Here is a 13,204-nt window from a genome sequence, read left to right as displayed (position 1 = left end):
GGCACGAGCGACGCGTTCGCGCCCTACAACTCAGCCTGGGTCGACGATCTCGAGGGTGCCGTCGTCGCGCTGCCACAGGCCGGCGATGTGCAGCTGGCGCTGGCGGCCGACCTGGTCCCAGGCGTGGTAGACGAGCCGCAGCGACCCCCGGTGCACGAACGCGCTCGCCCCGCCGGGCCCGAGGCGTCCGGTCGACCCGGTGGAGAGCAGCGGCTCGCCGCCGTTCTGGCGCACGCAGGGTCCCTCGGGACCGGCGCAGATCGCGTAGCCGGTCGCGTAGTCGGCGCGCTCCCAGGAGTTGCCGGAGTAGAAGAGATAGGTGACGCCGCGGAACTGCACCATGCTCGGGTTCTCGATCGTGTCGCCCTCCCACGCCCGGTCGAGGGTGAGCAGCTCCCGGGTCTGCGATCCGTCGGCGAAGCCGGTGCCGTCGGGGTTGAGCTGCCGGACGAACAGCCCCGCCGGACGCCGGTTGACGATCCCCGAGAACTTCCACAACAGCCACGGGACGCCGTCCTCGTCGACGAACACGTCGGGATCGATGACACCCAGCTGTGCCTCGCCGTAGCAGAGCGGCTCGCCCACCGGACGGAACGGACCCGCGGGTGACGGCCCGCGGGTGAGGCCGATGCAGTTGTGCCGCTGTCCGCCCTGGGTGCCGGCGGGTGCGGAGTAGGCCGCCGTCCAGCCGTCGCCGACCTTGCCGACGCCGGGTGCCCACAGGTCGCGCCCGCCGTCGCGGCTGCGCACCCAGCCGGCGACCTCGATCGGGTCGACCCGGCCGCCGCCGCTGGTGGCGAGCGGGGTCCAGGTGACCAGGTCGCGCGAGGTGAGCGTCGGCAGCCGCAGGTGCGAGGTGTTGGTGGCATAGGCGTACCAGCGGCCCCGGTGCCGCACGATGTCCGGATCCGCGAACACCCCGCGGTACGCCTCGCCGGGCTGCCACCGCGAGCTGCCACCCGCGATCCGGACCGGCTCCGGCCGGCGCTGCGCCGGGAGCTCCTGGGCGAGCCGCTCGGCGAGCTGCGCGAGGTCCTGCATCTCGCCGGCCAGCACGTCGCTCGGCAGCGCCGTGGGGAGCGCGCTCGGCTCCGGGATGAGCGGCGCCTCTGCGGCGGTGCCGTCAGGTTCGGGCGGGGACGCCTCGCCGGAGCCGCAGGCGGCCGCGACCAGCGCGACGACCACCAGCGCGGCCGTGACCGCGACGCCCCTGCTGCGCATGCCGCCTCCTCCCGGGCGGCCACGATAGAGGACCGGACAGGCTCAGGCTCGCCCGAAGCGGATCGTCCGGGTCTGCGGCAGGTAGCCCGGCGCGGTCACGGTCGCGGTCACCGTGACCACCTTCCCGCGGAAGGCCCGGCGCACCTTCAGCGTGCGACCGGTCGCCCCGGGCAGCAGCCGCTTGCCGGCGTACCACTGCAGCCCGACCCGCGCGCCGAGGGCGAGCGCCTCGGCGGACAGGGCCGGCGGCGACACCCGGACCCGCTTGCCGACCCGGGCCCTCGCCCCGGCCTTCCGCGCCGGCCACGCAGCGACGGCGCCGGCCGGCAGCGCGCCCGCCGCCACGGACGCGGTCTCGACGGAGCGGGCCACGCCGGGGCCGGTGAACCAGGGCGTGCCCGGGCCGCTGTCGGCCGGCCGGGTCGTGGTCACCTCGACGCCGATCCGGGCACCGACGTCCGCCGGCGTCACCCGGTACGTCGGCCCGATGGCCCCCGCGATCGTGGTGCCGCCGCGCAGCCACCGGTAGTCGTGGGCGTAGGTCGCCACGGAGGGGCGCCAGAGGCCGGGTGACGCGGCCAGCACGCTGCCGGTGGCTGCCGTCCCCGTGACGCGCGGTGCCCCGGCGGCGAACGGCGTGGTGTTGCGGACCACCACCGGGGCCGACGCGATCGGCGGGCCCGGATAGGCACGGAAGCCGTCGGGCACCGCCCGCACCGACAGCTCGACCTCCCAGCCGTCGTCGAGTCCGTCAAGGACCAGCTCGGGCCCGGTCAGGCCGTCGACCACCACCCCGTTGCGCAGCCACTGGAGGACCGTGCCGGTCCCGGCGTCGCCCCACACGACGTCGGAGCGGGCGGTCAGGGTGCGCCCCCACTCGGGCGTGCCGCTGATCGTGACCCCGCCGCTGACGTGGGTCGTGGCCGTCTTGAGGGTGCGGGTCCCGAGGTCGGTGTCGGCGGCCGCGGCCAGCGGGAGTGCCGTGAGCCCGACCGACCCGGCGCCGAACGCCACGCCGCCCGCGCCGGTCGTGGCGCCGGTCAGCCCGGAGTCGGCGAAGGAGAAGACGTAGTCGCTGCCGCCCGGCGCGACGAACCGCAGCGTGAGCCGGAGCCCGTTGGGCACGGTCGGCAGGTCGAAGGAGAAGGCGCCGTCCGCGCCCAGGGTCCGGACCGGCACGCTGTCCAGGCGGTACCAGTCGGCCGGCAGGTTCCAGGCACCGTCGCTGGCCGCCCACAGCTCGACCTGCACGCCCGCGACACTGCGCCCCGGGGCGGCGACCACCCGACCGCCGTACCGGTGGGGAGTGAAGTCGGTGAGCAGCGGCGTCGTGCCCAACGCCGTCGCCGCGCCGTCGGTGATCGTGACGGTGCCTGCCCCCGACAGGGTCGTCCCGTTGCACGAGCCCGCCGCGACCCCGGGGGAGGACCACCAGCGGTCCCGGCCGTAGCTGCAGGGGTTCATGTCCGACCAGAACGTGCCGAACGCGACGTGATAGGTCCCCGGAGCCAGGCCGGTGAGCGCGAACGTGCCGTCTGGGCCGACCCAGGAGCCCGCGCCCGCCGCGAAGCCGGTCGGGTGGGCGGTCGTGCTGACGAAGACCTGGACCCCGCGGACGTCGTACCCGGCCGGGACGGTGACGGTCCCGGTGATGGATCCGGTCCCCGCCGCCCGGGCCGGGCGGGCCAGGGCCGGCCCCGTCGCGGACATCAGGACCAGGGCGAGCAGGACCAGCAGCGCACGTCGCATCCGGCCATCGTCGGTGTCCGCGACGCCCGCGGCGTCAGGGTGCACCCCCAACATTCCGGGCTCCGAGGCGACCGCCCCTAGACTCGGCCCCGCCATGAACGATCCCGACGCGCGCCCAGCCGAGACCTTCGCCGAGGCCGAGGACGCCCTCCTGTCCCGGTGGCCCGAGACCCGGCTGGAGCCCTCGCTCGACCGGATCCGCGCCTTCACCGAGCTGCTCGGCGACCCGCAGCGCGCCTACCGGTCGGTGCACCTCACCGGCACCAACGGCAAGACGTCGACCTCGCGGATGATCGATGCACTGCTGCGCGCCCTCGACCTGCGCACCGGCCGGTTCACCAGCCCGCACGTCGAGCGGATGAGCGAGCGGATCAGCATCGACGGCGAGCCGCTGGACGACGAGGCCTTCGTCCGGGCGTTCAACGACATCGCGCCGTACACCCATCTGGTCGACCGGGCCGAGGACCACCCGCTCAGCTTCTTCGAGACCGTCGTCGGGATGGCCTACGCCGCCTTCGCCGACGCGCCGGTCGACGTCGCCGTCGTCGAGGTCGGGATGGGCGGCTCCTGGGACGCCACCAACGTCATCGACGCCGATGTGGCGGTCGTGACCCCGATCTCCGTCGACCACGCCGACTACCTCGGCGGCACCGCGGTCGAGATCGCCCGGGAGAAGGCGGGCATCATCAAGCCCGGCTCGATCGCGGTGCTCGCCCAGCAGAGCGCGGAGGTCGCCGCCGTCCTGCTCGAGCGGATCGCGGAGGTCGGCGCCACGGTCGCCCGCGAGGGCCTGGAGTTCGGCGTCGTCTCCCGCGCGCCCGCCGTCGGCGGCCAGGTCGTCACGCTCCAGGGCCTCCGCGGCCGGTACGACGACCTCTTCCTGCCGCTCTACGGTGCTCACCAGGCGCAGAACGCCGCGACCGCCCTCGCCGCGGTCGAGGCGCTCGTCGGTGGCGAGGAGCCGCTCGGCGACGACATCGTCCGCGGGGCCCTCGCCGAGATCACCTCGCCCGGCCGGCTGGAGGTGATCCGCCGCAGTCCCACGATCGTGCTCGACGCGGCCCACAACCCGCACGGTGCGCAGGCCACGGCGGCGGCGCTGGAGGACTCCTTCCAGTTCGACCCGCTCATCGGCGTCATCGGTGTGATGGGGGACAAGGACGCCGAGGGCCTGTTGGCCGCCTTCGAGCCGCACCTCGCGCACGTCGTCGTGACCCAGAACGCCACTGCGCGGGCGCTACCCGCCGACCAGCTCGCCGTCGTCGCGCGCGAGGTGTTCGGCGACGACCGGGTGAGCGTGGTCCCCCTGCTCGCCGACGCCATCGACGCCGCGGCCGCCCGGGCCGAGGCGGCCGGCAGCGACGCGCTCAGCTCGGGCGCCGTCCTCGTCACCGGCTCCGTCGTGACCGTCGGTGAGGCCCGCCTGCTGCTGGGAGGCCGCAAGTGAACGACGAGATCCCTCACCCGACACCGGACGCGCCGGTCGACCCCGAGCGGGAGAAGTCGCCCCGCCGCGGGATGTGCGCCGCCGTCCTTACCCTCGAGGCGATCGCGGTCGGCCTGTCCACCCCGGTGATGATCGGCATCTCCGACATCCGGCCCGCCGTCGCGCTGCCGCTCGGCCTGGGGCTGGCCGTCCTGTGCGTCCTGGTCGCCGGGATGCTGCGCCGCGAGTCGGCGTACGCCCTCGGGCACGTGCTGCAGGTCGGCGCCGTCGCCCTCGGCTTCCTCGCCCCGCTCATGTTCGTGATCGGCGGCATCTTCGCCCTGCTCTGGGGGAGCGCCTACGGCTTGGGGCGCAAGATCGAGAACGAGCGGGCCGCCGCGTTCGCGGCCTACGACGAGGGCCGGGATTCAGATGGTGCGTGACCGTCTCCGGGCACTGGGTAGAGTGACCGCGTGCCAGTGATCATCGACAAGCTCCTCCGCATCGGAGAGGGCAAGATCCTCCGCCAGCTCGAGGGCATCGCGAAGGCCGTCAACGCCATCGAGGACGACTTCAAGGCGATGTCCGACGACGAGCTGCGGGGCATGACCGACGAGTTCCGCAAGCGCCTCTCCGAGGGCGAGGATCTCGACGACATCATGCCCGAGGCGTTCGCGACGGTCCGCGAGGCCGCGCGCCGGGTCCTCGGGCAGCGCCACTTCGACGTACAGATCATGGGCGGCGCCGCGCTGCACATGGGCAATATCGCCGAGATGAAGACCGGTGAGGGCAAGACCCTGGTCTCGACGCTGCCGGCGTACCTCAACGCGCTCGAGGGCAAGGGCGTCCACGTCGTCACGGTCAACGACTACCTGGCCAAGTTCCAGTCCGAGATGATGGGCCGGATCCACCACTTCCTGGGCCTCACGGTGGGCGTGATCCTGCCGAGCATGCGTCCTGACGAGCGGCGCAAGGCCTACGCCTGCGACATCACCTACGGCACCAACAACGAGCTCGGCTTCGACTACCTCCGCGACAACATGGCCTCCTCGCTCGAGGAGTGCGTGCAGCGCAGCCACAACTTCGCCGTCGTCGACGAGGTCGACTCGATCCTCATCGACGAGGCGCGGACCCCGCTGATCATCAGCGGTCCGACCCAGGACGAGGTCAAGTGGTACGCCGAGTTCGCCAAGATCGCACAGAAGCTCACCAAGGACGTCGACTACGAGGTCGACGAGAAGAAGCGCACGATCTCGGTCCTCGAGGACGGCATCACCAAGGTCGAGGACCACCTCGGCATCGAGAACCTCTACGAGTCGGCCAACACGCCGCTGATCTCGTTCCTGCACAACTCCATCAAGGCCAAGGAGCTGTTCCGCAACGACAAGGAGTACGTCGTCATGGAGGGCGAGGTGCTCATCGTCGACGAGCACACCGGCCGCATGCTCGCGGGACGCCGCTACAACGACGGCCTCCACCAGGCCATCGAGGCCAAGGAGGGGGTGAAGGTCCGCGAGGAGTACCAGACCCTCGCCACCGTCACCCTGCAGAACTACTTCCGCCTCTACGACAAGCTCTCCGGCATGACCGGTACGGCCATGACCGAGGCCTCCGAGTTCGACAAGATCTACAAGCTCGGCGTGGTCCCGATCCCGACCAACAAGCCGATGCAGCGCAAGGACCAGCCCGACCTCGTCTACCGCACCGAGGAGGCGAAGTACGACGCGGTGGTCGACGACATCGTCGAGCGCCACGAGAAGGGCCAGCCGGTCCTCGTCGGCACCGTGTCCGTCGAGAAGTCGGAGTATCTCCACCAGCAGCTGACCAAGCGCGGTGTCGCCCACTCGGTCCTCAACGCGAAGGTCCACGCCGAGGAGGCGAAGATCGTCGCCCTGGCCGGGCACAAGGCCGCCGTCACCGTCGCGACCAACATGGCCGGTCGTGGCACCGACATCATGCTCGGCGGCTCCGTCGAGTTCCTCGCCGACGCCGAGCTGCGCAAGCAGGGCCTCGAGCCGACCGGCGAGACCGCGGAGGAGTACGACGCCGCCTGGCCCGCCATGATCGAGAAGATCAAGGAGCAGGTCGAGAAGGAGCACGACGAGGTCAAGGAGCTCGGCGGCCTCTACGTCATCGGCACCGAGCGCCACGAGTCGCGCCGCATCGACAACCAGCTCCGCGGTCGTTCCGGCCGTCAGGGCGACCCCGGCGAGAGCCGGTTCTACCTGTCCCTGCAGGACGAGCTCATGCGGCTCTTCAAGTCCGACTGGGTCGACCGGGTCCTGCTCATGCTCAAGATCCCCGACGACGTCCCGATCGAGAACAAGCGGGTCACCAACGCGATCGCCAACGCCCAGGGCCAGGTCGAGTCACAGAACTTCGAGTCCCGCAAGAACGTCCTCAAGTACGACGACGTCATGGACCGCCAGCGCAAGGTGATCTACGGCGAGCGCCGCGAGGTCCTCGAGGGCGTCGACCTCGAGGAGCAGGTCCGCACCTTCATCGACGACGTCGTCACGGGCTTCGTCAACGGCTCGCTCGACGAGTTCGCCGAGCAGTGGGACCTCGAGCAGCTGTGGACCGACCTCAAGCAGTTCTGGCCGGTCTCGATCTCCTGGAAGGACCTGGTCGAGGAGGCCGGCACCCAGGCCGCGCTCGAGAAGGCGCACCTCATAGACGCGCTCAAGGCCGACGCGCACGCGGCGTACGACCGGCGTGAGGAGGAGGTCGGCGAGGAGGTCGCCCGCGAGCTCGAGCGCCGTGTCCTCCTCTCCGTGCTCGACCGCAAGTGGCGTGAGCATCTCTACGAGATGGACTACCTGCGCGAGGGCATCTATCTGCGCGCCTACTCCCAGCGCGACCCGCTGGTCGAGTACCAGCGCGAGGGCTTCGACATGTTCGCCGCCATGATGGACGGCATCAAGGAGGAGACGGTCGGCTTCCTCTTCAACCTGGAGGTCCAGGTCGAGGACGACGAGGAAGAGGTCCACTACCACGCCGACGGCACCCGGCACGCCGGCCCGATGCACGAGGGCGCGTTCGCCGAGCCCCCGGTCGGCATCGGCGTGGGCGCCGGCGGCGAGGTCGACCTGGCCTCGATCTCCTCCGAGCTCAAGGCCCCGAAGGTCACCGCCAAGGGCCTCGACGCTCCGAAGCAGCCGCAGAACCTCACCTACTCCGCGCCCGACGAGACCGGGCACGAGGAGGTCCGCGGCAGCGGCGCCGTGTCGAACGCCGACGACGAGTTCGGCGACGTGGGCCGCAACGCCCTGTGCCCCTGTGGCTCCGGCAAGAAGTACAAGCGCTGCCACGGCGCTCCCGGCGGGGCGACCGGCTACACCACCCGGGTCAGCGGCTGACCCGGCGCATCTGAACGTCTGAGACACACCGACCCGGCGCATCTGAACGTCTGAGACACACCGACCCGGCGCGTTTGAACGCGCCGGGTCGATGTCGGTCCGGCTCGGGCTAGGAGAAGTCCAGCGCGGTGCACACCCAGCGCTGGTCGCGCCGCTCGAACCGCGCCGCGACGGCGCGCGACCGCTCACCGTGCCGCACATGCACGCCGCACTCGACGATGACCTCGCTGAGGAAGCAGGCGTGCACGCTTCGCACCCGCGGCCGGACGGGCTGCACGCGGGCCAGGCCGGGCTGGTGACCGCCGGCGCGGGCGACCAGGAGGGCGCGGCGGTGGAGGTCGGCGTACACGTCGCGGGTGGTCCAACGCACCAGCTGGGAGACCGGGCGGTCGCCGCCGACGATCTCGACGGCCGCCTGCACGAACCGGTGGGTCCACTCCTCGATCGCGTGCCGCAGCCGCTGGTCGATGGGGACGACGACCGCGCCCGGTCTCGTCGCCGGCGGCGCCGCGCGTCCTGGGATCCGGGGCGGGGACTGTCGGGGGAGCAGAGCCAGGGCGAGGGTGCCCTGAGTGGGGCTGACCGGGACGGCCAGCCGGAGGCCGACCAGCTCGTGCGGGGCTGCGGACATGGTTCCTCCTGGGTGGCGGGTCGGCGGGTCGGCGGGATCGGGTCAGCGGGTCAGGTCGGGGGTAGCCGGAGCGACTGCCCGGGGTGGATGAGGTCCGGGTCGGGCCCGAGAGCGGCCGCATTGAGTGCCTGCACCCGCTGCCAGTACGACGCCAGGTCACTCGGCGACGCCCCGGGGCCCAGGTGGTGAGCGGCGATCGACCACAGGGAGTCGCCGGGTCGGACGACGACGACAGCCGGGTCCGGACCGCCGTCTCGGGCCGGACGGTCGAGGGGCCGGTCGGGCAGCGGTAGCCCGTCGAGCACCGCGGCGCCGGTGGGGGCGTCGGGACCGGTGGGCACCTCGGCGGAGGCGGGGGCGGTGCCGGCGAGGACGGCCACGCCGTACGCGGCCAGCAGCAGGCGGCGGACCGGCCCGACGGCCCGGCCGGGCGGTACGCCGCCGGAGCGCAGCACGCCGCTCGCGACGTCGGTCGCCAGCACCCAGAGGGCGACACCGGCCACCAGGGCCACCGCGGCGCACGCCTGGACGAGGAGATCGGCGAAGGACGGCCCCGGCGTGGTGGCCAGCCGCCGCACGGCGGGCGCGGCGAGCGCGCCGAGCCCGCCCAGCGCGGCGGTGGTGGTGAGCCAGAGCAGGGCGGCGCGCATCCGCACCCGGCCGGCAGCGACGAGATTCATCCCGAGAACCTTTGTGTTTGCTTCCGTTTGATTCAGAATGAGTTCATTCAAATCGGTTGTCAACCGTTCGCCGCGGGTCTGTGGACGACGCCGTGCGAGGGTGGCTCCATGGGCTGGGAGGACGAGCTGTTCGCGCTCTTCGACGACCTCGAGGACCAGGCCGGGGCCCTCTTCGCCGCCGAGCGCGACCTCGAGGTGGCCGACCGCAGCCGGGCGGAGTACCGGCAGGTCGGCCTGGCCGGCCGGCTGATGGCGAGCATGGGTGCGGAGGCGACCCTGGGCGTCGTCGGCGTCGGTGCCCTGACCGGCACCATCGAGCGCGTCGCCGACGGCTGGCTGCTCCTCGCGTCCGGCGACCACGACTGGGTGGTCGTCCTCGCGGCGCTCGCCACCGTCGAAGGCGCCTCCGCCCGCTCGGTGCCACCCGTCGCCTGGTCACCGGTCACCCGTCTCGGTCTCGGCTCCGCCCTGCGCCGCATCGCCGAGGCGCGGGAGCCCTGCCTGCTCCACCTGCGCGACGGGACGCGCCACGACGGCGTACTGGCGCGGGTCGGCGCGGACTTCTGCGAGCTGGTCGTCGGCGAGGGCCGGCGTACCGTGTTGGTCGCGTTCAGCGCTCTCGCCGCGGCCAGATCCCGCCGCTGAGATCGCTCCTCGGCCGCGCCGAATCAGCCGACGATTGGGCAGAGACTGCATGCCGTGGGGCCGAAATCGCGCGGATTGGTCCCAAACCGCGCGACCTACTGACGAGTCATTCCGCCAGATCAGGTCGCGTCGAGGTCGTACGGCGGCCGCTCGCCGGGCTCCAGCGGACGCACCGGCGCGGCGTCGTCGTCGCTGCGGATGGTGTCCTCGAGCTCCTCGAGCTCAGCCATCGCCTCGGCGATGTGCTTGCGCACGATGGCGCGCGGATCGAGGTCGGTGAGCTCGAGGTCGGCGTACTCCGGACCGAGCTCGGAGCGCAGCTCGTCGCGGGCGTTGTTGGCGAACTTGCGCAGGTCGCGGACCAGACGGCCGGCCTGACGGGCCAGGTCGGGGAGCTTGTCGGGGCCGAAGACGAGCACGGCGAGGAAGGCGATGACCGCGAGCTCGCCGAAACCGATACCGAACACCCGCCAGCCCCTTCCTCCGTGCGTCGCGACAGCGTGCGGGTCAGAACTTACTGGTCGGGGTGAGTCCGAGCTGCATGCCGGCCAGTCCGCGGCCGCGTCCGTCGAGCCGGTCGGCGATCGCCTGGAGGGCGGCGGCGGCCGGTGCCGTGGGGTCGGCCTCGACGATCGGCTTGCCGACGTCGCCGCCCTCGCGGAGCGCGATGTCGATCGGGATCCGGCCGAGGACGGGTACGTCGTACCCGAACCGCTCGGACAGCGTCTCGGCCACCCGGTCGCCGCCGCCGGTGCCGAAGATGGCGAGCTGGTGATCCTTGCCCTCGGCCGTGCAGTGGGGGCAGGGCAGGTAGCTCATGTTCTCGACGACGCCGACCACGCGCTGGTGCATCATCGAGGCCATCGTGCCGGCCCGCTCGGCGACCTCGGCCGCGGCCTCCTGGGGGGTGGTCACCACGACCACCTCGGCGCCCGGCAGGTGCTGGCCCAGCGAGATGGCCACGTCGCCGGTGCCCGGCGGCAGGTCGAGCAGGAGGACGTCGAGGTCGCCCCAGTAGACGTCGGCGAGCATCTGGACCAGGGCCCGGTCGAGCATCGGTCCGCGCCACGCGACCACCTGGTCGCGGCGCGGCTTGAGCATGCCGATCGAGATGACCGAGACACCGGACGGCGTCGGCACCGGCATGATCAGGTCGTCGACCTGGGTCGGTCGGGCGTCGGCGACGCCGAGCATGGCGGGGACGGAGTGGCCGTAGATGTCGGCGTCGACCAGGCCGACCTTGCGGCCGGACCGGGCCAGGGCGAGGGCGAGGTTGACGGTGACCGACGACTTGCCGACGCCGCCCTTGCCGGAGGCGATGGCGAACACCTTGGTGAGCGAGCCCGGCTGGGCGAACGGGATCTCCCGCTGCGCCTGGCCGCCGCGCAGGGTCTCGTGCAGGCCGGAGCGCTGCTCCGCGCTCATCACGCCGAGCTCGACCTCGACACCGGTCACGCCGGGCAGCGCGGCGACGGCCGCGGTGACGTCGCGGTTGATGGTGTCCTTGAGCGGACAGCCCGCCACGGTCAGCAGTGCCCTGACCGTCACGACCGAACCGCCGTCGCCGGCGGCGACGTCCACCCCCTCGACCATGCCGAGCTCGGTGATCGGGCGCTTGATCTCGGGGTCGTTGACCTTGCTGAGCGCGGCCATGACCTGCTCGACGGACGGGGACTGCGTCGTACTGCTCACAACCCCTGAGTCTACGGAGCGCCCGGAGCGTCCTCGTCGGCGCCGTCCCCGTGAGACGGCGTGCGCTCGTCGAGGTCGGCCAGCAGGTTGCGCAGCTCGGAGCGCAGGAAGTCGCGGGTGGCGACCTCGCCGACCGCCATCCGCAGCGACGCGACCTCGCGGGCGAGGAACTCCATGTCGGCGTGGGCCCGGGCGTCGGCCTGCCGGTCCTGCTCGGCGATGACGCGGTCGCGGGCCTCCTGACGGTTCTGCGCGAGCAGGATCAGCGGGGCGGCGTACGACGCCTGCAGGCTCAGCATCAGCGTCAGGAAGATGAACGGGTAGTCGTCGAAGCGCAGGCCCGCGGGCGCGAGCAGGTTCCAGCAGATCCAGCCGACGACGAACAGCGTCATGTAGATGAGGAAGGTCGCGGTGCCCATGAACCGGGCGAACTGCTCGGCGAAGACGCCGAAGGTGTCGGCGTTGTACGACGGCCGGCGCACCAGCTGCCGGCGCTCCTCGCGGGGGGTGTCCAGCCGCTCCCGGGTGCGGCGCGGGTCGCTCACGGGGCACCCCTTCCGCGCTCACGCGCGCGCTCGCGCCAATTGGCCGGGAGCATGTGGTCGAGCAGGTCGTCGACCGTGACCGCGCCGAGCAGGCGGCGGTCCTCGTCGACGACCGGCGCCGCCACCAGGTTGTACGTCGCCAGGTGGGCCGCCACCTCGTCGATGGTCGCCTCCGGGCGCAGCCACTCCATCGAGTCGTCGAGCGCGCCGGCGACCAGCGTGGACGGCGGCTCGCGAAGCAGCCGCTGGATGTGGGCGACGCCGAGAAGCTTGCCGGTGGGCGTCTCCAGCGGCGGCCGGCAGACGTAGACCAGCGCGGCGAGCGCCGGGGTGAGCTCCGGGTTGCGAACGTGGGCGAGTGCGTCGGCGATGGTCGCGTCGGGGCCGAGGATGACCGGTTCGGAGGTCATCATCGCGCCGGCGGTGTTCTCGACGTACGACATCAGCCGCCGCACGTCCTCGGCCTCCTCGGGCTCCATCAGCTGGAGCAGGATCTCCTGGGTCTCCGGTGGCAGGTCCGCGACCAGGTCGGCCGCGTCGTCGGGGGACATCTCCTCGAGCACGTCGGCCGCACGCTCGGAGTCGAGGCCCTCGAGGATCTCGACCTGGTCGTCCTCCGGCAGCTCCTCGAGGACGTCGGCGAGCCGCTCGTCGTCGAGCGCCAGCGCGACCGCGGTACGCCGCTCCGGGGGCAGGTCGTGCAGGATGCTCGCCGCATCGGCGGGCCGCATCTCGTTGAGCGCCGCGATCAGGTGGGTCGCGCCCTGGGCCTCGTCGGCACGGTGCAGGCCGACCACGTCGCGCCACTCCACGACGTGGGTCTGCCCGCGGCGGCGGAAGCCCTTGGACGGCTCGCGCACGGCGACCCGGCTGAGCACCCAGTCCCGGGTCCGCGCGGGCTCCATCGCGACGTCGTACACCGTGCCGCTGACGCCGCTGTCGCGGATCGTCACGGTGCGGTCGAGCATCTGCCCGATGACGAGGGTCTCGGTGGTGCGCTGCTCGAAGCGGCGCATGTTGAGCAGGCCGGTGGTGTAGACGTGGCCGCTGTCGATATTCGTCACCCGCGTCATCGGGACGAAGATCCGGCGTCGGCCGAACACCTCGGCCACCATCCCGAGCACCCGCGGCTGGGTCCCCTCGGTGCGCATCGTGACGACCAGGTCGCGGACCTTCCCGACCTGGTCGCCCTGGGGGTCGAAGATCGGGAGCCCGACCAGCCTGGCCGCGAACACGCGGGAGGGGGTGGTGCTCAC

Annotated in this window: 12 protein-coding genes; 4 read left to right on the top strand and 8 right to left on the bottom strand. The window is 72.4% G+C overall.

The window, feature by feature from the left end; all coding sequences use genetic code 11:
- Positions 1–30 precede the first annotated feature (30 nt).
- Together QJ852_19210 and QJ852_19205 are read right to left on the bottom strand one after the other, a co-directional pair.
- Positions 31–1,221, bottom strand: coding sequence for a glycoside hydrolase family 43 protein (locus QJ852_19210; protein WGX95278.1), 1,191 nt, complete (start codon positions 1,219–1,221; stop codon positions 31–33).
- A gap of 42 nt (positions 1,222–1,263) precedes the next feature.
- Positions 1,264–2,970 (bottom strand): carboxypeptidase-like regulatory domain-containing protein, encoded by a 1,707-nt coding sequence (locus tag QJ852_19205; protein WGX95277.1) that lies wholly within the window; start codon positions 2,968–2,970, stop codon positions 1,264–1,266.
- A 94-nt stretch (positions 2,971–3,064) separates the two neighbouring features.
- On the opposite strand from QJ852_19205, the gene QJ852_19200 reads away from it, so the two are divergent.
- The 3 genes from QJ852_19200 to secA are packed head-to-tail and all read left to right on the top strand — an operon-like array spanning position 3,065 to position 7,755.
- Positions 3,065–4,417, top strand: coding sequence for a folylpolyglutamate synthase/dihydrofolate synthase family protein (locus tag QJ852_19200; GenBank protein ID WGX95276.1), 1,353 nt, complete (start codon positions 3,065–3,067; stop codon positions 4,415–4,417).
- Complete coding sequence (locus tag QJ852_19195) at positions 4,414–4,839, top strand: DUF4233 domain-containing protein (protein ID WGX95275.1); 426 nt, start codon at positions 4,414–4,416, stop codon at positions 4,837–4,839. Before QJ852_19200 ends, QJ852_19195 begins: the two co-directional genes overlap by 4 nt.
- A 30-nt stretch (positions 4,840–4,869) precedes the next feature.
- On the top strand, positions 4,870–7,755 hold the full coding sequence (gene secA, locus QJ852_19190) for a preprotein translocase subunit SecA (GenBank protein WGX95274.1): 2,886 nt from the start codon (positions 4,870–4,872) through the stop codon (positions 7,753–7,755).
- A 109-nt stretch (positions 7,756–7,864) separates the two neighbouring features.
- Here the strand turns inward: secA and QJ852_19185 are convergent, their stop codons facing one another.
- Together QJ852_19185 and QJ852_19180 are read right to left on the bottom strand one after the other, a co-directional pair.
- Complete coding sequence (locus QJ852_19185) at positions 7,865–8,386, bottom strand: Rv3235 family protein (protein WGX95273.1); 522 nt, start codon at positions 8,384–8,386, stop codon at positions 7,865–7,867.
- Positions 8,387–8,436: 50 nt separating this feature from the next.
- Positions 8,437–9,066, bottom strand: a complete 630-nt coding sequence (locus tag QJ852_19180; GenBank protein WGX95272.1) for a LysM peptidoglycan-binding domain-containing protein — start codon at positions 9,064–9,066, stop codon at positions 8,437–8,439.
- Between the two features lie 108 nt (positions 9,067–9,174).
- On the opposite strand from QJ852_19180, the gene QJ852_19175 reads away from it, so the two are divergent.
- The gene (locus QJ852_19175; protein WGX95271.1) at positions 9,175–9,711 is read left to right on the top strand and encodes a hypothetical protein; all 537 of its coding nucleotides are present in this window, start codon (positions 9,175–9,177) and stop codon (positions 9,709–9,711) included.
- Between the two features lie 119 nt (positions 9,712–9,830).
- Here QJ852_19175 and QJ852_19170 read toward each other — a convergent pair whose 3' ends face one another.
- Genes QJ852_19170 through QJ852_19155 form a run of 4 tightly spaced genes read right to left on the bottom strand, consistent with a single transcriptional unit; the run spans position 9,831 to position 13,204 of the window.
- A complete protein-coding gene (locus QJ852_19170) occupies positions 9,831–10,178 on the bottom strand; it encodes a sec-independent translocase (GenBank protein WGX95270.1) in 348 nt (115 codons plus the stop codon).
- A 40-nt stretch (positions 10,179–10,218) separates the two neighbouring features.
- Complete coding sequence (locus QJ852_19165) at positions 10,219–11,364, bottom strand: P-loop NTPase (protein ID WGX99480.1); 1,146 nt, start codon at positions 11,362–11,364, stop codon at positions 10,219–10,221.
- A 50-nt stretch (positions 11,365–11,414) separates the two neighbouring features.
- Complete coding sequence (locus tag QJ852_19160; protein WGX95269.1) at positions 11,415–11,948, bottom strand: DUF1003 domain-containing protein; 534 nt, start codon at positions 11,946–11,948, stop codon at positions 11,415–11,417.
- Positions 11,945–13,204, bottom strand: a complete 1,260-nt coding sequence (locus tag QJ852_19155; protein WGX95268.1) for a CBS domain-containing protein — start codon at positions 13,202–13,204, stop codon at positions 11,945–11,947. Before QJ852_19155 ends, QJ852_19160 begins: the two co-directional genes overlap by 4 nt.

The sequence above is a fragment of the Nocardioides sp. L-11A genome (assembly GCA_029961745.1).
Lineage (GTDB): Bacteria > Actinomycetota > Actinomycetes > Propionibacteriales > Nocardioidaceae > Nocardioides.
This window is presented reverse-complemented; position numbering and strand designations above follow the sequence as displayed.